Here is a 23,319-nt window from a genome sequence, read left to right as displayed (position 1 = left end):
TTTCAAGGAAGCGCACTTATGAAAAAATATCTAACCACTTTGTTTGGATGTTTGCTAGTTACTTTATCAACAGCAAGCGTAGCTCAAACACAATATGTTACAGAAAATTTAAATACCTATCTGAGAAAAGGCCCTGGTGATCAATTTAAAATTTCAGGGACTATTCAAGCAGGGGATAAAGTAATTTTATTGGATCGCAAGGAGCGTTATGCGTTAATTCGAGATAGTAAAAATAGAGAAGCGTGGATTTTAAATAGTGAATTAACATCGACCCCGAGTTCAAAAGAATTAACGCCACAGTTACAGCAAAAAGTCGAGGAATTGACATTAAAATTAAACAAAATTGATAGCGACTGGCAACAACGTACCGCAGAAATGCAACGTAGAACAGAGCAAGCTAATCAACAAAGTAATATCTTACTTGACCAAAATGCTCAATTAAAACGTGAGTTAGATATTTTAAAAAGTAAAAATCGTGATTTAGAAGCAATGCAAGATGCTCAATCACGAGAAATTATGATCCAATACTTTATTTATGGTGGATCTGTATTAGGTGTTGGCTTATTCTTAGGATTGGTTATTCCTTTATTATTACCTCGTCGTAAACGTAATAATGGTTGGGTTTAATCTTAGATAAGTAAGCGGTAGGATTTTCAATATCAATTGCAAATCCTACCCTTTTTTATAGATAAAATTTGCTGTACTTAAACTTAGTTGAATATTGAATAACAAACTAATTAAAAAGGAAACAAAATGTTAGAACTTGCTTTAGCTGTCTTATGTAGCGTTTTTGTTGGCGTGTTAATTAAAGTTGCACGCAGTAGAGGAGTGGCTATCGCCCAAAGTATTGCAATGAATTATGTGGTCGCTACTGCACTTTGCTATTTTTTACTTAAACCTGACTTCAAAGGGCAGACCATTGTCGAAATTGTACAGACTAACCCATCTGCTTATCTCTTTTTTGCGTTAGGCATTTTATTGCCAACAGTTTTTTTAATCCAAGCTAAAGCCCTAGAGTTTGCAGGAATTATCCGTACAGATGCAGCACAGCGACTTTCTCTCTTTTTACCTATTTTGGCTGCGTTTACCTTATTTGGTGAAGCGGTAACGAGTAACAAACTCATTGCCTTATTGCTTGCATTTTCTGCGTTAGGTTGTTTATTATGGAAAAGCCACGAAGGAATGAATAAAGGGGGCAAAACAGCGATAGTCAGTCTTGCGTTGGTGTGGATTGGTTTTGGTGTTATTGATATTTTGTTTAAACAGATGGCAAAATCGGGATCGGCTTTCCCATTGACCTTGCTAATATCTTTTATTGGTGCAGGTTGCGTAATGTTTATCTATTTATTACTTAAACGCACACAATGGAATGTTCCAAGTGTATTGACTGGCTTATTATTAGGTGTATTAAACTTTGGTAACATTTTATTTTATATTAAAGCTCACCAAGCAATGAAAGATGATCCAACCCTTGTTTTTACTGGAATGAACTTGGGCGTGATTTGTTTAGGGACATTGATTGGTGCTTTCTTATTTAAAGAAAAAATCAATAAAATTAACTATTTAGGTGTATTAGTCGCAGTTATTGCCATTCTTTGTTTGTTTTATTGGCGTTAAAAGTCTTGATTAAGCGATAAGGATCACACAATGAAAAATCTGAAACAGTATGGGCAAAACTATGTAAACTGGGTTTTACGTTTAGGAAAAGGTTGGGCTGCCTTACTTGGATTAGTCGTATTGGCTGTTTTTGCAATAGTGGTTCAGATGTTATTAAGTTTGATCTTCACTGGCGATATTCAAGCAAATGATATTTTTCGTTCTATTGCTTTTGGTTTAATTTCTGCCCCTTTTGTACTCTATTTTTACAATTTAATTGTAGAAAAACTAGAACGCTCTCGAATGCGTTTAGAGCAGTCATTAAAAGATCTTTCATTATTACGAGAACAAGATGCTCGTTTAAATGTGGAATTAGAACAGAAAGCAGAATTTTTACGTTCTTTCTTTGATGCCTCACCAGATTTAGTTTTTTATCGTGATGAACAAGGACATTTTTTAGGTAGTAATAAAGCAATGGAATTGCTAACGGGTAAAACCGAAAAAGAGCTGATCAATTTAATGCCAGCCGATGTTTATTCGGAAGAAACGGCTAAGTTGATAATGTCCACAGATAAAGAAACCCTCGATACCAATATGGGGGTAACTTATGAACAGTGGATCAGATACCCGAATAATAAATTAGCTTGTTTTGAAATTCGCAAAGTGCCTTATTATGACCGAGTACAAGATCGCCACTGTATTATGGGATTTGGTCGAGATATTACTGAACGCAAACGTTATCAAGATGTTATCGAAAAAAATAGCCGAGATAAAACAACGTTGATGGCAACGATTAGCCACGAGCTACGCACACCACTTAATGGCATTATTGGGTTAAGTCGTATTTTATTAGAAGGGGATTTGTCGGCTCAACAGCGAGAATATTTAAAAACAATCAATGTCAGTGCAGTTTCATTGGGGCATATCTTTAGCGATATTATTGATTTAGAAAAAATTAATAGTCGCCGAATTGAGTTATTCCGCAGTGAAATAGAATTTTCACAGATCATTAGTAATATTAGCCACTTTGCTAATTTAATGGCAGAACAGAAAAAGATTAAGTTTCATATTGAATATGATCACGATTTACCCCCTTTTATTTATGTAGATAATGCTCGCCTTAGTCAAATTTTGTGGAATTTAGTCAGCAATGCAGTGAAATTTACCCCTTCAGGTGGGGATATTTATCTAAAAGTTGCCCGCTACGATCAAGATCATTTTTGTTTTATTTTACGGGATACAGGGATCGGTATTAAAAAGAGTGAACAACGCAAAATTTTTGCAATGTTCTACCAAGTTGAAAGTGAAGATGGCAAAAAAGCGATTGGTAGCGGTATCGGATTGGCAATTTCAAAACGTATCGCGAGGTTAATGGGGGGAGATTTAACGGTTGAGAGTAAACCAAATGAAGGTGCGACTTTTACCTTAACCATTCAAGCAAATGAAGTTTCAGCAAAACAGGAAATGTCTATAAACAAACACGCTTTACAGGTGTTATTAGTTGAAGATATTGAAGTCAATATTGTTGTGGCAAAAGCAATGCTGAATAAATTTGGTTGTGATGTAGATGTGGCAATGACAGGGGCAGAAGCCTTTGAGTTATTTGATAAAAATAGCTACGACCTACTTCTATTAGATATTCAATTACCCGATATGACTGGTTTTGAAATTGCCCAAAAACTGCGAGAACGTTATGAAAATGGTGATGTAGATTATTTACCACTATTGGTGGCTTTAACTGCAAATATTATGCAGACTAAAACAGAATATCAGCAACAAGGAATGGACGATATTCTGCGTAAACCGCTTTCATTAGAAGCTTTAGCAGACTGTTTGAACCGTCATTTCGATGAAGGATTTTTGGAAAATTCGAGTGAAAACCGCCCGCTTGTAGCAAGTCAGAGTGCAGATAATCAAGCATTTGATTGTCGCATTTTGGGCGAATTAGTCGAAGTAATGGGTAAAAAAGCGGTATTAGCTAATTTTGAACTCTTTGCAAAATTGATGCCCGATTATCTTAATTATCTCAACCAGTATTTACAGCAATGGCAACAAACCAATGATGAACAGCAACGCAAAGCCACTGCAGATGAAGCCCATAAAATCAAGGGGGCATTGGCATCGGTTGGTTTGATTAAACTGCAAAAAGTAGCACAGCTTGCTCAAACTGATAATGGTGAAGCGTGGCAACAAAATATTGCAGAATGGGTGGCACAACTTCAACAAAATTGGCAAGCTGATTTAGCAGAAGCGGTGGAATGGGTCGAAAATATTGCATAACGAATACATAAACGAAGGAACAATAATGACAACAGCATATTATATTGGCGTAATGTCGGGTACTAGCCTAGATGGTGTTGATTTAGCACTAATGGATTTTGCTCAAACACCACCAACATTGATCGCATCAGACTTTACATCAATGCCCAAACCACTTCGTTTGACTATTGGAGAAATAGTAAAGAAAGGTAAAGTTACCTTACAGCAATTAGGTGAAGTTGATCATCAACTGGGTTTGCTTTATGCAGAGTGTATCAACCAGTTTTTAGCTAAACTAGGATTAAAAGCATCTCAAATTGAAGCAATTGGTTGCCACGGGCAGACTATCTGGCATTCACCACAATCTCAGTTTCCTTTCACTACTCAAATTGGCGATATGCATTTAGTTGCAGTAAAAACAGGTATTACAACAGTAGGGGATTTTCGCCGTAAAGATATGGTATATGGTGGGCAAGGTGCACCTTTAGTCCCAGCTTTTCATCAGGCATTTTTTGCAGATAAGCGGCGGATTACTGCGGTATTAAATATTGGTGGAATTAGTAATGTATCGCTATTAGCTCCCGATCAAGAAATTATTGGCTATGATATTGGAGCAGGTAATACGTTATTAGATCTTTGGATCGAAACCCAACAAGGTAAGCAGTTTGATCAAAATGGTGAATGGGCAAGAACAGGGCAGATTGACCCACAATTATTAAAAATTCTATTAGATGAGCCTTTTTTCCAACAGCCACCGCCAAAAAGTACAGGGCGAGAGCTATTTAATCTTCAGTGGTTACAAAAAAAATTGGTAAAATATCACACAATATCGCCAAATATTTCTGCGGAAAATGTACAACGAACTTTGCTGGAGTTTACCGCTCAGTCGATTGCAGATGCCTTACAAAAAATCAATAACCCACAACATCTACCTTGCGTATTGTTGGTTTGTGGTGGTGGAGCAAGAAACCCATTACTAATGGAACGAATTATTACCTTACTCTCCGACTGGAAAGTAAGTACTACAACAGAATATGGTTTGGATATTGACTATGTAGAAGCAGCAGCTTTTGCGTGGTTAGCTTATCAACGCATACATAATTTGCCATCTAATCTACCGAGTGTAACAGGTGCAACACAAGCGGTGAGTTTAGGGGTAATTTTTACCATCTAATTCTTATATAGTTTTTTTTCCACAGAAGTAAGCATTCCTCGTAGTAAATTTAATTCCGCAGTTTCTAATTCACAACGCTGATAAAGGCGGCGGAGTTTTAGCATTACGGCATCATTACGAATAAACCCTAGCTCACGATATAATCGTTCAGTATGGTTGAAAAAATGCTCTAATGATTCAGCCGAAGGGTAGTTGATGTTAGCGTTTTCTACAAGCGGTGAGTTTTGCGGTTTTTTTTGCAAGTTTTCAGAAAAATTTAACCACGCCATTCTCACTTCATAACTCACTAACTGCACAGCCATTGCCAAATTTAATGAACCATATTCGGTATTTGTTGGTACGTTTAAATGATAGTGGCATTTTAATAATTCTTCGTTCGTCAAGCCAACTCGTTCACGCCCAAAGACAATCGCAACTTTACCTTGTATTGCTCGTTGAATAGCGAGTTCGCCACAGGCTCTTGGTTCAATTAAACTGCTTTGCAAATGGCGTAAACGGGCACTTGTCCCAATAACCAACTGGCAATCGGCAATCGCCTGATCAAAACTATGAAAAACTTGAGCTTGCTCAAGGAGATCTTTTGCTCCAGCAGAAAGTGCGATAGCTTGTTCATCAATCCCTTGTTTTGGGGAAACTAAACGTAAATGTGATAGTCCCATTGTTTTCATCGCTCGAGCAGTTGAGCCAATATTGCCACTATGGGAAGTTTCAACAAGTACAATTTGAATTTGATTGAGTAAGTTCATTATTACATCACTAATTACATCAATAGGTTAAGTTAGCTTATTTTAGCATAGATTATATCTAAGTGATTATTTGCAATCGTTTGCGTAGATGTTAAACTCTAATCTCATTTGAAGGAGAATGTGAAATGCAAAGAAAATTAAAGTCATTAGTCGCAAGTTTGTGCCTTGCAAGCCCGCTATTTGCTACGAGCAACGCAAATGCAGAAGGTAAATTAACCGTTTACTGTACTGTTCAAAATAACGTCTGTGAAAATATGACCAAGAAATTCTCGCAGAAATATAATGTAGAAACCCAATTTATTCACGGCGGAACAGGTACTATTTTTGCACGCATTAAAGCGGAAAAAGATAATCCACAAGCAGATATTTGGTATGGTGGTACAATTGAACCTCATTTCCAAGCTGGGCAACTTGGTTTATTAGAAGCGTACCGTTCGCCAAATCAAGCTGAAATTTTACCTGAATTTAAGAAACTAATAGATAGCGAGAAGGGAAACTTTACCTCTATTGTTTATATGATGGTACTTGGCTTTGGGGTAAATACTGAAAAACTACAAAAATTAGGAATTGAAGCACCTAAGAAATGGGCTGATTTACTTAACCCTAAATTAAAAGGGGAAGTCCAACTACCAGATCCACGTACCTCAGGCACAACTTACACCATTATCGCAACGTTAATTCAGTTATGGGGTGAAGAAAAAGCCTTTGAATACTTAAAGCAACTTGACGCTAACATTTCTCAATATGTAAAAAGTAGCCTAGTAACAACAAATTTATCGCGTGGTGAAAGTACTGCTACTGTTGGTTTTGTTCATAGCTATGCGACTGAAAAAGAAAAAGGCGCACCTGTTGAAGCTGTATTACCTGAAGATGGGGTAGGGTATGCATTAGGGGGAAGTAGTATTATCAAAGGAGCAAGAAATTTAGATAACGCAAAATTATTTATGGATTGGGTATTATCTAAAGAAGCACAAGAAATTCCTTGGCGTGAACACGGTGTTTATCAAATTCCAACAAATGTGAAGGCAGAAGTTGCCCCGCAATCGGTTAAATTGTCAGGTGTTAAATTAGTCGAATTAGACTTTGAACGTTTTGGTTCAAGTGAAGAAGGAAAGCGTTTAATTAATAGATGGATGGAAGAAATTAAATTGGCGAAGTAATAGTAAGTACTATCGTATTTCATACTTAGGTTAGGCAGATACAGCTTATTCCCACTGTATCTGCTGTTTCTTATTTACCCATCAATTTCTTCGCCTGTTTCGTCCCATTTAAAATTTAATGCAACAGAGTTTAAACAGAAACGTAATCCTGTCGGTGGTGGACCATCTGGGAAAACGTGTCCCATATGAGCATCACAATGTCCGCAACGGATCTCAGTACGATGGCGACCTAAGCTATAATCATCTAAATAACGTAGTGATGTTTCTGATATTGTTTCATAAAAACTTGGCCAACCACAGCCTGCATCAAATTTAGTATCAGAGCGGAAAAGAGCATTATGGCAACGCACACAACGATAAGTCCCCACCCTATCTTCATTTAAGAATTTACCTGTAAATGGTCTTTCTGTACCGCTGTTTAAACAGATTTCAATTTGTTCGTCTGTCAATTCATCAATATCTTTAATCATTGTTCACTCCTTTATTTTTATTGTCGATGTTGTTCAAGAATAAGCGGTAACATTCTAGCGTTTTTTTACAAAAAGGTTGAATGATTTTTCGTATTAGGAAAATCCCCCGTTTATGTTGCTTTTGTGTTATACTCTCGTCCAATTTTTGCCCCTGAGAAAATGGGGATTTTTTGTAACGTGATTAGGATATTTCAATGAGCGAATTAGCCAAAGATATTACCCCCATCAGTATTGAAGAAGAGCTGAAAACATCTTACCTTGACTACGCAATGTCGGTCATTGTTGGACGTGCTTTACCCGATGTGCGTGATGGCTTAAAACCTGTACACCGCCGAGTGTTGTTCTCAATGGATCAGAGTGGCAACACCGCTAGCAAGCCTTATGTAAAATCTGCCCGTGTGGTTGGTGATGTTATCGGTAAATATCACCCTCACGGTGATTCAGCAGTATATGACACTATTGTACGTATGGCTCAACCGTTCTCATTACGCTATATGTTAGTTGATGGGCAAGGGAACTTTGGTTCTATTGATGGTGATGCACCAGCGGCGATGCGTTATACCGAAGTCCGTATGCAAAAAATTACCCAAGAGTTGCTCACTGATCTGGATAAAGAAACCGTTGATTTCTCGCCAAACTATGATGGCAAAGAGATGATTCCAGATGTATTGCCAACCAAAATTCCAGCTTTATTAGTGAACGGTTCATCGGGTATTGCGGTAGGGATGGCAACAAATATTCCTCCCCATAACTTAAATGAAGTATTAAACGGTTGCTTGGCTTATATTGAAAACGATCAAATTAGTATTGAAGAGCTAATGCAACATATTCCCGGCCCTGATTTCCCGACAGCAGCGATTATTAACGGACGCAAAGGGATCGAAGATGCCTATCGTACAGGACGTGGTAAAGTTTATGTGCGTGCAAAAGCGACTGTGGAAACCACCGCTAAAGGACGTGAGCAAATCATCGTTACCGAAATTCCTTACCAAGTGAACAAAGCAAAATTGATCGAAAAGATTGCAGAGTTGGTCAAAGATAAAAAAGTAGAAGGGATCAGCGAGTTGCGTGATGAATCGGATAAAGATGGTTTACGCATTGTGATTGAGATTAAGCGTGATGCAGTTGGCGAAGTAGTCTTAAACAACCTTTACGCTCTAACCCAGATGCAAGTTACCTTTGGTATCAATATGGTTGCACTGGATCACGGTCAGCCAAAAGTGCTTAATCTAAAACAAATTATCGAAGCCTTTGTACTACACCGTAGGGAAGTGGTTACTCGCCGTACTATTTTTGAATTACGCAAAGCGCGTGAACGAGCACATATTTTAGAAGGTTTGGCGATTGCACTCGCAAATATCGATCCTGTCATTGAGTTAATCCGAAATTCTAAAACCGCAGATGAAGCACGTGAAGCACTACTTTCTCGCTCTTGGGCATTAGGCAATGTTGCCCCGATGCTTGAAGCTGCTGGCGTTGATGTTGCTCGTCCTGATGATGCTCCAGAAAATTGCGGTGTACGTAATGGCGAATATTTCCTTTCTGAAACACAAGCAAGAGCAATTCTTGAATTACGTTTACACCGTTTAACAGGGTTAGAACACGAAAAAATTCTAGATGAATATAAAGAAATTTTAGTGATCATTGGTGAGTTATTACATATTTTAAATAGCCCAGTACGTTTAATGGAAGTTATTCGTGAAGAGCTAGAAAAAGTGAAAGCAGAATTTGGTGATGAACGCCGTACCGAAATTACCGCCGCATCAGGTGATATCAATTTAGAAGATCTTATTGCTCAGGAAGATGTTGTTGTAACGCTTTCTCACGCAGGGTATGTGAAATATCAACCACTTTCCGACTACGAAGCCCAACGTCGTGGCGGTAAGGGTAAGTCTGCAACGAAAATGAAAGAAGATGATTTCATTGAGCGTTTATTAGTGGCGAATACTCACGATACCATTCTTTGTTTCTCTAGCCGTGGACGTTTATATCAACTGAAGGTTTACCAACTTCCACAAGCGAGTCGTGGCGCAAGGGGAACACCAATTGTTAATATCTTGCCACTGGTAAAAGAAGAAAATGAACGTATTACGGCTATTTTACCTGTTCCAAATGGTGAATTTAGTGCAGACAAATTTATCTTTATGGCAACGGCAAGTGGAACGGTGAAGAAAGTATCGTTAGATGCCTTTAGCAATGTGAGATCAAGCGGTCTGATTGCGTTAAAACTTCGCGAAGGCGATGAATTGATCGGAGTTGATATTACCAATGGTGAAAGCGAAATAATGCTCTTCTCTGCACAAGGGCGTGTTGTTCGATTTGCTGAAACCCAAGTGCGTGGAATGGGACGTGTCGCAACAGGTGTGCGTGGCATTAAATTAGCTACCACAGAAATTTCTACTGATGAGATAGAAGAGGTGGAAATTGAAACTGTTGAAAATGAAGATGCAGAAGAAACATCAAGTGTTAATTTAACCACTGATAAAGTCGTATCGTTGGTGATTCCGCATACCCAAGGCGAAATTCTAACCGTAACGCAAAACGGTTATGGTAAACGTACTGCTTTAAGTGAATATCCGATTAAATCTCGTGCAACAAAAGGGGTTGTTTCAATTAAAGTGAACGAACGTAACGGTAAAGTGGTTGCTGCAGTTCAAGTTGAAGAAAATGACCAAATTATGTTAATCACTGATGCAGGCACGTTAGTTCGTACTCGTGTTAATGAAGTGAGCTTAGTGGGTAGAAATACTCAAGGGGTTCGTATTATTCGTACTGCTCAAGATGAACAAGTGGTGAGCTTAGAGAGAATTTGTGAGATTGACAGCGAAGAGAATGCTGACGTTTCTGCAGAAGTTGATATGTAGATATTGATATTTATTTGAATGCAAACGGCTTAACTCCGCGAAAAGAGCTAAGCCGTTTTAAATTAAATAACAAAACGCATTACTAACATTGCTAGGTAGGCATTGATAATACAGATACCAAACAAGATTAAATAATGCTTACCAGGTACGCCTAATACACCTAGTATTCTCCCCATATACTGAATGGTTGAACCAACTAATGCCATTCCAGGAATTAAAATTGCAATATGTTGTGCATTTAAAACACCTTCCTGAACTAATGCAACTAGCACACCAGCAGCACCGCCCCAACTAAGGAATGCAGCGAGAAATACTGCAATAGATTCCCCTGGTAAACCGAGTGGGACCATAATAAAGCCCAAATATTCGCCAAATATTTTTAATAGACCCGAAGTATTTAGCATATAAATGATTACGAATGCCATTAACACATTTGGAACAGTACTATTGATTGCGATATTCCAACCTTTTTTTGCACCATCAATAAAAATATCAGTGATTAATTTATTTTGGCTACTCATACTTCCACCTCGTCATCTTTCACAAATTTTTTGACATATAAACGCATTAAGTTTGCCCCAACAATTTTAAAGACAAAAATAATTCCTAAGCACATTGCAATAGAAACAGGTGCTGTTGTGCCTGCTTTATCGCTCACTAATAATAATGGTGCGAATGATGATAAGAAGTTAGTTAATAACGCTCCTGCACTAAATTGGAACGCTGCAAAAATCAGCAACTCTTTATAAGTGATTTTCCCTTCATTGCGTAAGAATTTTGTAGTTGAACTACCTGCATCAGTACTTTGTGTACTTGCAATTAATGAGATAGAACAAGAACCTGGAATACCCATTACTGGTTTTAGGATAGGGCTAAGCCATTTTGAAGCGGCTGCTAATGCTCCGTAATGTTCAAAAATAGCGACAAACCCTAATGCAAGCATTACACTTGGGATAAGTGAAAGAGCGAAGATAAATCCCCCTTTTGCACTCGTTCCACCTGCGGTTTTAAACCACTCTGGAAATTGCCCTGTTAATTTGCCGAAGTCAAATATTCCACCGAAAATATCCTTCGCAAACCCACCAAAGAAAATAATGGCACATAGTAGTGATATTGTGCCGACAATCAGTTTTTTGACAGTGATATTGTCTTCCATACAGCCTCCTTTATGTAGTATGTTGAGCTGATTATACTGAGATGATTTTTAGAAAAATGTGATATAAATCAAAAATTTGAAAAGAAGTCTTAGAACAAATAAGAATTAAATTTATACTAATGATTATTTATTTTTAGAATGTAATTTGAACAATGTTTGACGGACATATTCACTTAGATCAATTTTCAGATGAGCAGATTACTCAGATTTGTACTAACTCAAATCTACAAGGACTTATCGCCGTTGCAACTAATTTGGATAGTAGTCGGCGTTTATTGTCTTTAAAGCAACGTTTTTCTCATATCTACTGTTGTGCAGGCTTTCACCCTGAACAAGATCTACCGACTGAAAATGAACAAAATCGCTTATTTGATTGGATTGCAAAAAATCATCAATATCTGACCGCTTGTGGGGAAGTGGGACTGCCTTACTATCGTAAGCAAGAGCAACCCAGTTTAGATTATCAGCCCTATATTGATCTACTTGAGCAGTTTATTCAGTTAAGTAAGCGGTATGATTTACCGCTAAATTTGCATATTGTATATGACGATACGGATATTGCTTTATCCTTACTGAGTAAATATCAAGTGAAGAAAGCTCATTTTCATTGGTTTAAAGCCAGTGATGAAATGTTAAATGAACTTTTGCATACACCTTATTATGTTAGTGTAACCCCCGATATTTTACATAATCCCAAAACACAAAAGGTGGTAAAGCAATTTCCCCTTTCTCGCCTAATGATTGAAACCGATGCCCCTTGGCTGCATCAAGGTTTTGAGCCAATTGAGATTGAAAAACAGCTTAGGGCAATTATTGAGCAAATTGCAAGACTAACTCAGGGGACAGTTAAGGATATAAATCGCCAAATAATACGAAACGTACAGCAGTTTTACTTTTGTAAATAGCAAGTTATGCTTTAGGGGAGTAGTTTGGTAATTTCTCGGCTATCCACATTTTTATCAATGCTTGTCTTGGCACACCGAGGTGCTTGGCTTGTTTATCTAGGCTTTCTACCATCCAAAGTGGAAAATCAACATTAACCCGTTTTATTTGACTTGGGCGTTGAGCAGTGGATAAATTACATAGATGGAGAATATCTTCTTTACCATCATCAAAAATTTGCTCAAATGTTTCTGTGCTAGTTGTGTGATTCATAATAATTTCTCTCTTGTTTTCTTGCTCTTCGTACAGAAATAATGCGAATACATCCATTCCTCATTGTGTAAATAGCAGCCCAGTGTTTCTGGGCTATTTTACCTATGATTAAGTAACGTATTTCTGGTTCAAGTTTAACTGTTAATAGTATTCTAGTTTCATCTTTCCAAAGTTGTTTCGCCTGTTCAAAATCTATGCCGTGTTTGGCTAGATTGCTTAGACTTTTATTGGGGTCATATTCAAACAGAATTGATTCAAAATGTATAAAATTGGTATTCATAATATATTTTTTATATATTGAGTGCAATGGTATTCAGAAAGATAAATAAACGTAGTAGATTAATCAAATTGATAGGGATAAAAAGTCGATCTAGTTCGAAAAATAATCTATTGAGAAGTTTTATGTGATCCTCTTCACATTTTTACTTGAAATTATCTTGACAATCCCAATTTATTGTTCCGTCAAGCGAGAGTTCAATCTCTCAATGTCAGAATGTTAAACAACAAAAGAATTTTAAGGAAAAATATGAATATTGATAAATTTACCAGTAAATTTCAATCTGCGATTGCAGATGCACAGTCTATCGCGGTTGGAAAAGATAATGCTTACATTGAACCTGCACATTTACTGTTAGCATTATTAAAACAAAATGATGGTTCGGTTGCTCCGTTATTTAGTGCTTTAAATGTTGCACCAGCTAAATTAACTCAAGAATTGGAAACGATTATTCAGCGTTTTCCACAAGTGGAAGGTACGAATATCCAGCCTTCGCAGCAGCTTTTCCGCTTATTAAATCAGTGCGATAAATTAGCTCAGCAATTTGGAGATAGTTTTGTATCATCAGAATTATTTGTCTTAGCTGCTTTAGATGATAACGGTGAAGTAGGCAAATTACTCAAACAGTATGGATTAACCAAAGAAAAAATTAGTGCGGCAATTAAACAAATTCGTGGGGGAGAAAACGTGAATAGTCAAAATGCAGAAGAAACCCGTCAAGCATTACAAAAATATACAATTGATTTAACAGAAAGAGCAAGAAGCGGTAAGTTAGATCCCGTTATCGGACGTGATGAAGAAATTCGCCGAGCTGTTCAAGTCTTACAACGCCGTACCAAAAATAACCCAGTGCTGATTGGTGAGCCTGGAGTCGGTAAAACAGCGATTGTAGAAGGTTTGGCACAACGTATTGTGAATAATGAAGTGCCTGAAGGATTAAGAAATAAACGAGTTCTCTCATTAGATATGGGAGCATTGATTGCAGGGGCAAAATATCGTGGTGAGTTTGAAGAGCGTTTAAAAGCAGTATTAAATGAATTAGCCAAAGAAGAAGGACAAGTTATTCTCTTTATTGATGAAATTCATACAATGGTTGGTGCAGGAAAAACCGATGGTGCAATGGACGCAGGCAATTTACTCAAGCCTTCTCTTGCTCGTGGGGAATTACACTGTGTTGGTGCGACAACACTTGATGAATATCGTCAATATATTGAGAAAGATGCCGCTCTTGAACGCCGTTTCCAAAAAGTGTTGGTTGATGAGCCAACAGTGGAAGATACCATCGCTATATTGCGTGGATTAAAAGAACGCTATGAACTCCATCATCACGTTCAAATTACTGACCCCGCAATCGTAGCTGCAGCGACACTCTCGCATCGTTATATTTCAGATCGCCAATTACCTGATAAAGCGATTGATTTAATTGATGAGGCAGCATCTAGCTTGCGTATGGAAATTGATTCTAAACCTGAACCATTAGATCGTTTAGAACGCCGTATTATCCAACTAAAATTGGAGCAACAAGCACTTCAAAAAGAAGATGATGAAGCAAGTCGCCAAAGACTTGCAAAATTAACCGAAGATCTTACCGCTCGTGAGCGTGAATATGCGGAATTGGAAGAAGTTTGGAAAGCAGAAAAGTCCGCCTTGTTAGGCACCCAGAATATTAAAGAGAAATTAGAAGACGCTCGTTTTAAAATGGAACAAGCTCGTCGTGAAAATAACTTTGAAAAAATGGCAGAGCTTCAATATGGTGTTATTCCTGATTTAGAGAAACAGCTTGCAGAAGCACAAAAACGAGAAGATGAAAATGCGGAAAATCAGTTATTAAGAACCAAAGTAACCGATGAAGAAATTGCTGAAGTGCTTTCAAAAGCAACGGGCATTCCAGTCTCTAAAATGATGGAAGGTGAAAAAGAGAAATTGCTTAAAATGGAAGAAGTTTTACATAAACGTGTAATTGGACAAGCAGAAGCGGTAGATGCGGTAGCGAATGCGATTCGTCGTAGCCGAGCTGGATTGTCTGATCCAAATCGCCCAATCGGATCGTTCCTATTCTTAGGACCAACGGGCGTAGGTAAAACCGAACTTTGTAAAACTCTTGCTAACTTCTTGTTTGATAGTGAAGATGCAATGGTGCGTATTGATATGTCAGAGTTTATGGAAAAACACAGCGTATCTCGTTTAGTTGGAGCTCCGCCAGGATATGTAGGTTATGAAGAAGGTGGATATTTAACTGAAGCAGTTCGTCGCCGTCCATATTCGGTTATTTTGCTTGATGAAGTAGAAAAAGCACACCCTGATGTATTTAATATTTTACTTCAGGTGCTTGATGATGGTCGTTTAACTGATGGACAGGGTAGAACCGTTGATTTTCGCAATACTGTTGTCATTATGACATCAAATTTAGGGTCACATCTAATTCAAGAAAATGCGGAGAATATGAGCTACGATGAGATGAAAAATATCGTAATGAATGTCGTTGGGCAACATTTCCGACCAGAGTTTATTAACCGTATTGATGAAACTGTTGTATTCCACCCACTAGATAAAGCGAATATTCGTGCAATTGCCCGAATTCAATTACAACGCTTAATTAAACGTATGGCAGAACGTGGCTATAATGTTACGGTTACAGATGCTGCAGTTGATCATATTGGTAATGCAGGCTTTGACCCACTCTTTGGAGCAAGACCGCTTAAACGAGCTATTCAACAAGAAGTAGAAAACTCGCTTGCACAGCAAATTTTATCAGGTAAATTGCTACCGAATAAAGATGTTGTGGTTGATTACCAAAATGGGCAAATTATTGCGGTGCAGTAATTGAATATAAGCTAAATTAACTATTTAACAAATAATGTTCAGCAAGTAATGTATTTGTTAGGCTATTTTGTGAGAACTAAATATATAAATATTCTCACTTGCTTATGGCTAAGACTAATATTCTTACTTGCTGATTTTCAATTCAGGTAAATCAAATGGAGATCTACTGTTTGATATTATCGTCTATTAAGTATTTCCATAGTATTCTTTATTAGGTAAATTCAAAATTATCATATAGATTTTGATAATGAATAGTAGAAAAGATAATTTATGATTAGATGTTTTTAGCTTACAATAACCGTCATTTTCTTATAAAATCACGCCATTTTCGATAAATAAATTTAAGGACAGAATATGACATTAAAAATTGGGGTTGTGGGAGCAGGCGGTCGAATGGGCAGACAGCTTATTCAGGCAGTTCATAATGCGCAAGGGGTAGAATTAGGTGCTGCATTTGAGCGTAAAGGTTCTTCATTAGTGGGGGCTGATGCAGGAGAGCTGGCAGGAATTGGGCAACTGGGTGTTGCTGTTAGTGATGATTTAGCTAGCCAAGCAGATAAGTTTGATCTCTTAATTGACTTTACACGTCCAGAAGGTACTTTAGAACACATTGCTTTTTGTGTCGCACATCAAAAACAGATGATTATTGGCACAACCGGTTTTGACGATGCTGGAAAGCAAGCAATTAAAAACGCATCAGAAAAAATCGCCATTGTATTTGCTTCTAATTATAGTGTTGGGGTAAATTTGGTTTTTAAATTGTTGGAAAAAGCCGCGAAAGTAATGGGCGATTATTGTGATATCGAAGTCATTGAAGCTCATCATCGTCATAAAGTTGATGCTCCGTCAGGCACTGCACTCTCAATGGGAGAGCATATTGCTAAAACATTAGGTCGTGATTTAAAAACTCACGGTGTTTTTGCTCGTGAAGGCATTACAGGCGAACGTAAACGTGATGAAATTGGTTTTGCCACTATTCGTGCAGGCGATGTTGTGGGTGAGCACAGTGTTTGGTTTGCTGATGAAGGCGAAAGAGTAGAGATTGCTCATAAAGCATCTAGCCGAATGACTTTTGCTAACGGAGCAGTGCGTGCAGCGAAGTGGTTACAACAAAAACAGAATGGTTTATTTGATATGACAGATGTTTTAGATTTAAATAATCTTTAATAAGCGGTCAGATTAATTTAATTTTTTGCAAAAGGACAACAAATGAAGCACAACAATATTGAAACAACATTAGTGCAATTAGGTAATCGTACCGATGAACGTACGGGTGCGGTTGCAACCCCAATTTTTCTTTCAACAGCTTATGGTCACGCTGGTATTGGTGAATCAACAGGCTTTGATTATACCCGTACAAAAAACCCAACTCGTTCAGTGTTAGAGCAAGGCATTGCTGATTTAGAAAATGGTGATGCAGGTTTTGCTTGTGCATCAGGAATGGCGGCAATTCAACTTATAATGTCACTTTTTACTGCACCTGATGAGTGGATTATTTCTAGTGATGTGTATGGCGGAACCTACCGCTTGCTTGATTTTAGTTATAAAAATCATAACACAGTGAAACCCGTTTATGTAAACACTGCAGACTTATCTGCGATTGAAGCTGCAATCACACCAAATACCAAAGCGATTTTTGTTGAAACACCATCAAATCCATTGATGGAAGAGTGTGATGTTGCAGCTATTGCTCAAATTGCGAAAAAACATAATTTAATGCTCATTGTGGATAACACCTTCTTAACGCCTGTGTTATTCAAACCGTTAGATTTAGGTGCAGATATTGTTATTCATAGTGCAACTAAATACCTTTCTGGACATAATGATGTGCTTGCAGGTTTAATTGTGGCAAAAGGTCAAGAACTTTGTGACAGATTATTCTATATGCAAAATGGGGCTGGTGCTGTGCTTTCGCCATTTGATAGCTATTTAATTATTCGTGGCTTAAAAACCCTTGCATTGCGTGTTGAACGTCATCAACAAAACGCAACAGAATTAGCAAAATTCCTAGCAGAACAACCACAGGTACAAGATGTGCTTTATTCTGGAAAAGGTGGAATGTTATCTTTCCGTCTAAAAGATGAAAATTGGGTGAATACTTTCTTAAAAGGTATTAAATTGATTACCTTTGCAGAAAGTTTAGGTGGAACAGAAAGTTTTATTACTTATCCAGCTACTCAAACGCATATGGATATTCCAGAGGCAGAGCGTATTGCTCGTGGCGTTTGTAATAAATTATTGCGTTTCTCTGTGGGCTTAGAACACGTTGAAGATATTAAAGCTGATTTATTACAGGCTTTTGCAAATTTAAAATAAGTTTGAATAACAGAATGTAAAAAAGGTTGGCAACAATGATTTGCCAACCTTTTTTATCATACCTATTTAGTTGGAATTACCACAGCAGGATCGATATCCCCTTCAAATTTCTCAATCATTTGCTTTAACCCATAATCACTTTTATCACTCTCTGGGCTAAATAAATCAATGTCAGGATTTACCTTAGGATTAGCAATACCAATCCAGTTGGCTATGCCATCAGTAAAATTTAATCCAGATTTGAAGGCTTTATAACTTTTACGTTCTGTATCATCACTTGAGATTTTAAAGAGTGGAATATCAAAATGAAGTTTGCTTTTACCACTGCTATTATGAATATCAATACTTTTTTCTGTAATGTGATGAGCAAGCCCGTGATCAGCAAAATAGACCATAGAGAATGAACGCTGACTTTTTTCAGCGTTATCATTCAAAGTTTGATATAGCTTTTCTAATAAATGATCGGTCTTTTTAATCGTTGAAATATAGCAGTTTACATTGGCATATCGTTTATCAATCATTTCATCGCTGAATATTTTTGGATAATCCGTTAAGCGATCACAACTGATTGGGTGAGAACCATATAGATGTACCACAATAAAGCGTTTGCCTTGATATTCTTGGTTAAGAATAGCGTTAAATTTAGGTAGTAGAGCGAAATCACTGATATTCTGATTAAAGGAATCCCCAGATTTTAAGAAGATCTTTTCATCACTTTTATTCGCTAATGACGATATTGGCGTATCAAAAGTACCAAGATAACCTTGGTTAGAGAGCCAATAGGTTTTTATATTCGCAGATTTAATCAAATCAACTAAGCTCAATGAATAATTCCCTTCCCATTTTTCACTATTAGGTTTGGTCAGCATCAGTTTGAGTGAGGCGATAGTATTCGTACCACCTGCTGTTAGCCCATCAATTAAAGTTCCTTTCTCTTTACTCATAAAAGGGGTATTTTCAATCGGGTATCCATAAGCGTGATGGTAATCTTTTCGAGCACTTTCACCAATCACTAAAATATAGTCATCGTAACGAGAATTAGCATTCAGGCTTGATTCTCCCCATTCACTTTTTACACTCAGCGAATTTAAGCGTTTGAGTTCACTATAAACTGTATGAATAGAATCAAAACTCTCACGAATAAAAAGTGCAGGCGGAGACGTTAAAAAAAGTAAGAATAAGCTTGTTACAACAAAAGTTTTATTGCGATAAAAGCTAATTTGATATTTTCGGCTGATAAATCTCCCTAAAAATAAACTGGCAAAAATAGTTATACAAATAAGCAGGTTTTTGAGTGGGATTTGGGCAAAAAACTCTTTGCTTTCTTGTAAATCTGTGGCGAATACAGACGCAACATATTGATATGATGGCGAACCAAACGTTAATCCTATCGGGGTGTAAAAGCCGTATAAGATTACTAATGGAAGTAATACCAAATAGAACCGTTTTGTTGATGAGTTTAAAAGTAGTATGAAAAAGCTAAGCAATAACGTTGCGAAGAAATCAAATGTAGTAAAAAAGCCTGAACCCAGTAGCATTAAATAGCTTGTGAAGTAAGCTAATAGAAAAACAGTAATAATACTGAATAGTTGGGAAAATTTTAGGTTTATCATTGTATTATTTTATATCATAAATCGGAGAGCTGATTTTACCGAAAATGTTAGTGAAGTTCTATTTGCTTTGTCTATTTTATCTAATGTAACAATGTACTATAATAGCCCGATTTTTTCCTACAACTGTTATAAAGAGGTCAATAATGAGCAATCCAATCTATAAACGAATTTTGTTGAAACTGAGTGGCGAAGCATTACAAGGTGATGAAGGATTTGGAATTGATCCATCTATTTTAGATAGAATGGCAATTGAGATTAAAGAATTATTAGAAATGGGCGTTGAAGTCGGTGTTGTTCTTGGTGGTGGTAATTTATTCCGTGGTGCAAAATTAGCGAAAGCAGGTATGAACCGAGTTGTAGGCGACCATATGGGAATGTTAGCAACAGTAATGAATGGTTTGGCAATGCGTGATGCTTTACATCGTGCAGATGTGAATGCGAAGTTAATGTCTGCGTTCCAATTAAATGGTATCTGCGATACATATAACTGGTCTGAAGCAATCAAAATGTTACGTGAAAAACGTGTAGTCATTTTTTCAGCAGGTACAGGTAGCCCATTTTTTACAACGGATTCAGCCGCTTGTTTGCGTGGTATTGAAATTGAAGCTGATGTGGTATTAAAAGCGACTAAAGTTGATGGTGTTTATGATAAAGATCCTGCTAAAAATCCAGATGCCGTACTTTATAAAACATTAAGCTATGAGCAAGTTATTGATAAAGAATTACAAGTAATGGATTTAGCTGCTTTCACGCTTGCTCGTGACCACGGAATGCCAATTCGTGTCTTTAATATGGGTAAAGCGGGTGCTTTACGCCAAGTTGTTACAGGTACTGAAGAAGGTACAACTATTTCTTAAATCTGTGAAAGAGTAGTCTAATTTTGGAGCTACTCTTTTATATTTTCAGTTTTTGTAAATGAAGAATTTTGCTATAAAAAGTATGTAAATTCGCTTATAATCTCGCCTTTTAAATGCATAAAATTCTTTTTAAATTAAGGTAATAAAATGTCTGAACAAGAAAACCAAGAACTTGATTTGAATGGCGAAATGTTAGCTCGCCGTGAGAAATTAAATCAATTACGCCAAAGAGGAAATCCTTTTCCTAATACATTCCGTCGTGAAGATTTAGCTCAGGATCTTCACCAAAAATATGATGGTGTAGATGGTGAAGAGTTAAAAGCCAAAGAAATTCAAGCCGTAGTTGCAGGGCGTATTATGTTACGTCGTGCAATGGGTAAGGCAACTTTTATTACTATTCAAGATGTAAGCGATAAAATTCAACTTTATGTTGCTCGTGATAATTTAGCTGAAGGAGAGTATGAAAATACTATTTCAATGCTTGATTTAGGCGATATTGTGGGCGTTAAAGGTACATTATTTAAAACAAAAACTGGTGAATTGACTGTTCGTGCGACAGAGTTTGAATTATTAACCAAAGCACTTCGCCCATTACCAGATAAACATAAAGGCTTAACAGATCAAGAAACTCGTTATCGCCAGCGTTATTTAGATCTTATTGCAAATGAAGAATCTCGCCGCACTTTTGTGATTCGTTCAAAAGTGGTATCAGGTATTCGCCAATTCTTCCTTGAAAAAGGTTTTATTGAAGTTGAAACACCAATGTTACAAGTTATCCCAGGTGGTGCAGCAGCTAAACCATTTATCACACACCATAACGCATTAGATGTAGATATGTATTTGCGTATTGCACCAGAACTCTATTTAAAACGTTTAGTTGTAGGTGGATTTGAGCGTGTATTTGAATTAAACCGTAACTTCCGTAATGAAGGGGTTTCTGTTCGTCATAACCCTGAATTTACAATGATCGAATACTATCAAGCCTATGCAGACTATCACGACTTAATGGATAACACTGAAGAGTTGTTACGCCGTTTAGCATTAGATATTTTAGGGACAACAGATGTTCCTTACGGTGAATATGTCTTTGACTTCGGTAAACCATTTGAGCGTATTACAATGCACGATGCCATTGTGAAGTATGGCAATGGTATTAGCCTTGAAGATTTACATGATTTTGATAAAGCCGTTGCGATTGCGAAAGGATTACATATCGAAATTCAAAAATCGTGGGGATTAGGTTCAGTTGTTAATGCAATTTTTGAAGAAGTTGCAGAACATCAACTGATTCAACCGACTTTCTTAATGGCTCACCCTGCGGAAATTTCTCCATTAGCACGCCGTAATGATGAGAACCCTGATGTTACTGATCGCTTTGAGCTTTTCATTGGTGGACGTGAAATTGGTAATGGTTTCTCAGAATTAAATGATGCTGAAGACCAAGCTGAACGTTTCCAAGCTCAAGTAGAAGCGAAAGAAGCGGGAGATGATGAAGCAATGTTCTATGATGATGATTTTGTGGTTGCATTAGAACATGGCTTACCACCAACAGCAGGTGAAGGTTTAGGTATTGACCGTTTAGCAATGATTTTTGCAAATGCTCCATCTATTCGTGATGTAATTTTATTCCCTGCAATGCGTCAGAAATAAGTGCAAATAGATGAAATAATTAAGCGACAGTAAATTACTGTCGCTTAAGACCACTGTTCAAATTTACGGTATTATGTAGCAGTTGCACAAAATTGAAAAAACTCTCTCCCGCAAGCGGGCGAGGGGAATTGTGCAACTGCTACATAATACCGCAAATTTATATTGCTCTTTGTGTAACAGTTACATAATCGCTATTATAGCAATAGTCATTTTAGAATTAAAAAATATAGAAATAAGCATCCTAATTCTTTATAATATATCCCCCTTGATAATATTATTTCACAAATAAGGAAAACACTATGTTTTATAATTCTGCAAGCAAGCAAGCAAGCAAGCAAGCAAGCAAGCAAGCAAGCAAGCAAGCAAGCAAAATTTAACTATTCTTTAATTGCGTTGGCAATTTTTTCTTTTTCTCAATTGAGTTCTGCTCAAGAAGCCACTTCTAACAATTATCAACCTGCTACGGCTAAACCTATTATTAATAAACAAGATAGCGGTGTACGTGCAATTAATGCCACAGGTTCCATTTTTGCGACATATAATAATAACTATCATATTGATTCCACTTGGCAATGGAAAAAATGGCAAAGTGAGGATGACAAATATGATCTTCCTTACTTTGTTAAACCAGTTCAATTAGATAAAAAAATACTCTCCTTTGTTTACGCCCTTAATGATCAAGGAAATGTAGCTGGAGGAAGTGCACATAAGACAACTAAGTACCTAGTGCCTACTATTTGGAAATGGCAAAATGGCAAATGGAGTGAACCGATAGAACTCCCTTATGACGAAAGCTCAGAGGAAGACTTCAAAGGGGCAATACTAGGGTTAAATGGCTCGGGAACACAAGCCGTTGGTAATATCAATGTTCTTCCAAATCGTAGAGTGCAAGACTACGAGAGCGACTACAATACTAACGCTAGCGTTTGGACAGAAGAAAATGGTAATTGGTCATTAATGAGATTATCGTCAGAAACATCTTCGGCTAATGCTGTTAATAATAAAGGTGATATTGTTGCAGGCTATGATACTGTTTCTGCTGGTGGTAATAATATCGCTACCATTTGGCGTTTTGATGGAACAACTTGGTCTAGTATGATGATCGATGATAAACGTCACTATTCTGAGGTCTTCGCATTAAATAATACCGGTGATGTGGCGGGGGGAGCATTTGATCTTATTGGCACATCGATCGTGGATGAT

Annotated in this window: 20 protein-coding genes; 13 read left to right on the top strand and 7 right to left on the bottom strand. The window is 37.2% G+C overall.

Annotated features, from left to right (window positions below):
• Positions 1-18 precede the first annotated feature (18 nt).
• The 4 genes from ACWIW0_RS07865 to ACWIW0_RS07850 all read left to right on the top strand — a co-directional run bounded on the left by ACWIW0_RS07865 (position 19) and on the right by ACWIW0_RS07850 (position 5,029).
• Complete coding sequence (locus tag ACWIW0_RS07865) at positions 19-627, top strand: TIGR04211 family SH3 domain-containing protein (RefSeq protein WP_454452874.1); 609 nt, start codon at positions 19-21, stop codon at positions 625-627.
• 126 nt (positions 628-753) lie between these two features.
• The gene (locus ACWIW0_RS07860) at positions 754-1,617 is read left to right on the top strand and encodes an EamA/RhaT family transporter (RefSeq protein ID WP_454446541.1); all 864 of its coding nucleotides are present in this window, start codon (positions 754-756) and stop codon (positions 1,615-1,617) included.
• A gap of 30 nt (positions 1,618-1,647) precedes the next feature.
• Positions 1,648-3,876, top strand: coding sequence for an ATP-binding protein (locus ACWIW0_RS07855; RefSeq protein ID WP_454452873.1), 2,229 nt, complete (start codon positions 1,648-1,650; stop codon positions 3,874-3,876).
• 25 nt (positions 3,877-3,901) lie between these two features.
• The gene (locus tag ACWIW0_RS07850; RefSeq protein ID WP_454452872.1) at positions 3,902-5,029 is read left to right on the top strand and encodes an anhydro-N-acetylmuramic acid kinase; all 1,128 of its coding nucleotides are present in this window, start codon (positions 3,902-3,904) and stop codon (positions 5,027-5,029) included.
• Here ACWIW0_RS07850 and trmJ read toward each other — a convergent pair.
• Positions 5,026-5,775: a tRNA (cytosine(32)/uridine(32)-2'-O)-methyltransferase TrmJ gene (gene trmJ / locus ACWIW0_RS07845; RefSeq protein ID WP_454452871.1), complete on the bottom strand. Its 750-nt coding sequence runs from the start codon at positions 5,773-5,775 to the stop codon at positions 5,026-5,028. The genes ACWIW0_RS07850 and trmJ overlap by 4 nt on opposite strands.
• Positions 5,776-5,900: 125 nt before the next feature.
• Here trmJ and ACWIW0_RS07840 point away from each other — a divergent pair, with 125 nt between their 5' ends.
• On the top strand, positions 5,901-6,935 hold the full coding sequence (locus ACWIW0_RS07840) for an ABC transporter substrate-binding protein (protein WP_454452870.1): 1,035 nt from the start codon (positions 5,901-5,903) through the stop codon (positions 6,933-6,935).
• 74 nt (positions 6,936-7,009) lie between these two features.
• Here the strand turns inward: ACWIW0_RS07840 and msrB are convergent, their stop codons facing one another.
• On the bottom strand, positions 7,010-7,405 hold the full coding sequence (gene msrB, locus ACWIW0_RS07835; protein ID WP_454452869.1) for a peptide-methionine (R)-S-oxide reductase MsrB: 396 nt from the start codon (positions 7,403-7,405) through the stop codon (positions 7,010-7,012).
• 194 nt (positions 7,406-7,599) lie between these two features.
• Here msrB and gyrA point away from each other — a divergent pair, with 194 nt between their 5' ends.
• Positions 7,600-10,269 carry a DNA topoisomerase (ATP-hydrolyzing) subunit A gene (gyrA, locus tag ACWIW0_RS07830; protein WP_454452868.1) on the top strand — a complete coding sequence of 890 codons (2,670 nt, stop codon included), beginning with the start codon at positions 7,600-7,602 and terminating at the stop codon, positions 10,267-10,269.
• 62 nt (positions 10,270-10,331) lie between these two features.
• Here the strand turns inward: gyrA and ACWIW0_RS07825 are convergent, their stop codons facing one another.
• Both ACWIW0_RS07825 and ACWIW0_RS07820 read right to left on the bottom strand, forming a co-directional pair.
• Positions 10,332-10,790, bottom strand: coding sequence for a YjiG family protein (locus ACWIW0_RS07825; RefSeq protein WP_454444285.1), 459 nt, complete (start codon positions 10,788-10,790; stop codon positions 10,332-10,334).
• Positions 10,787-11,425 carry a nucleoside recognition domain-containing protein gene (locus ACWIW0_RS07820; protein ID WP_157394679.1) on the bottom strand — a complete coding sequence of 213 codons (639 nt, stop codon included), beginning with the start codon at positions 11,423-11,425 and terminating at the stop codon, positions 10,787-10,789. The genes ACWIW0_RS07825 and ACWIW0_RS07820 overlap by 4 nt, the downstream gene beginning before the upstream one ends.
• A gap of 152 nt (positions 11,426-11,577) precedes the next feature.
• On the opposite strand from ACWIW0_RS07820, the gene ACWIW0_RS07815 reads away from it, so the two are divergent.
• Positions 11,578-12,330 carry a TatD family hydrolase gene (locus tag ACWIW0_RS07815; RefSeq protein ID WP_454452867.1) on the top strand — a complete coding sequence of 251 codons (753 nt, stop codon included), beginning with the start codon at positions 11,578-11,580 and terminating at the stop codon, positions 12,328-12,330.
• Positions 12,331-12,334: 4 nt separating this feature from the next.
• Here ACWIW0_RS07815 and brnA read toward each other — a convergent pair whose 3' ends face one another.
• Together brnA and ACWIW0_RS07805 are read right to left on the bottom strand one after the other, a co-directional pair.
• Positions 12,335-12,580: a type II toxin-antitoxin system BrnA family antitoxin gene (gene brnA / locus ACWIW0_RS07810; RefSeq protein ID WP_454452866.1), complete on the bottom strand. Its 246-nt coding sequence runs from the start codon at positions 12,578-12,580 to the stop codon at positions 12,335-12,337.
• The gene (locus ACWIW0_RS07805) at positions 12,564-12,860 is read right to left on the bottom strand and encodes a BrnT family toxin (RefSeq protein WP_454452865.1); all 297 of its coding nucleotides are present in this window, start codon (positions 12,858-12,860) and stop codon (positions 12,564-12,566) included. The genes brnA and ACWIW0_RS07805 overlap by 17 nt, the downstream gene beginning before the upstream one ends.
• Positions 12,861-13,106: 246 nt before the next feature.
• Here ACWIW0_RS07805 and clpB point away from each other — a divergent pair, with 246 nt between their 5' ends.
• The 3 genes from clpB (at position 13,107) to ACWIW0_RS07790 (ending at position 17,996) form a co-directional block, all read left to right on the top strand.
• The gene (gene clpB, locus ACWIW0_RS07800; protein ID WP_454452864.1) at positions 13,107-15,680 is read left to right on the top strand and encodes an ATP-dependent chaperone ClpB; all 2,574 of its coding nucleotides are present in this window, start codon (positions 13,107-13,109) and stop codon (positions 15,678-15,680) included.
• Positions 15,681-16,034: 354 nt separating this feature from the next.
• Positions 16,035-16,847, top strand: a complete 813-nt coding sequence (dapB, locus tag ACWIW0_RS07795; RefSeq protein WP_454452863.1) for a 4-hydroxy-tetrahydrodipicolinate reductase — start codon at positions 16,035-16,037, stop codon at positions 16,845-16,847.
• Positions 16,848-16,889: 42 nt separating this feature from the next.
• A complete protein-coding gene (locus tag ACWIW0_RS07790; RefSeq protein ID WP_454452862.1) occupies positions 16,890-17,996 on the top strand; it encodes a methionine biosynthesis PLP-dependent protein in 1,107 nt (368 codons plus the stop codon).
• A gap of 62 nt (positions 17,997-18,058) precedes the next feature.
• Here the strand turns inward: ACWIW0_RS07790 and ACWIW0_RS07785 are convergent, their stop codons facing one another.
• Positions 18,059-19,609: a phosphoethanolamine transferase gene (locus ACWIW0_RS07785; RefSeq protein ID WP_454452861.1), complete on the bottom strand. Its 1,551-nt coding sequence runs from the start codon at positions 19,607-19,609 to the stop codon at positions 18,059-18,061.
• 143 nt (positions 19,610-19,752) lie between these two features.
• On the opposite strand from ACWIW0_RS07785, the gene pyrH reads away from it, so the two are divergent.
• The 3 genes from pyrH to ACWIW0_RS07770 form a co-directional block, all read left to right on the top strand.
• Positions 19,753-20,466 carry a UMP kinase gene (gene pyrH, locus ACWIW0_RS07780; protein ID WP_454444080.1) on the top strand — a complete coding sequence of 238 codons (714 nt, stop codon included), beginning with the start codon at positions 19,753-19,755 and terminating at the stop codon, positions 20,464-20,466.
• Between the two features lie 147 nt (positions 20,467-20,613).
• Entirely contained in the window at positions 20,614-22,116 is a 1,503-nt protein-coding gene (gene lysS, locus ACWIW0_RS07775; protein ID WP_454452860.1) for a lysine--tRNA ligase, read from the top strand.
• Positions 22,117-22,533: 417 nt separating this feature from the next.
• Positions 22,534-23,319, top strand: a 786-nt coding sequence (locus tag ACWIW0_RS07770) for a hypothetical protein (RefSeq protein ID WP_454452859.1), incomplete at its 3' end; no start/stop codon positions are given.

It is taken from the genome of Ursidibacter sp. B-7004-1 (genome assembly GCF_053654055.1).
This window is presented reverse-complemented; position numbering and strand designations above follow the sequence as displayed.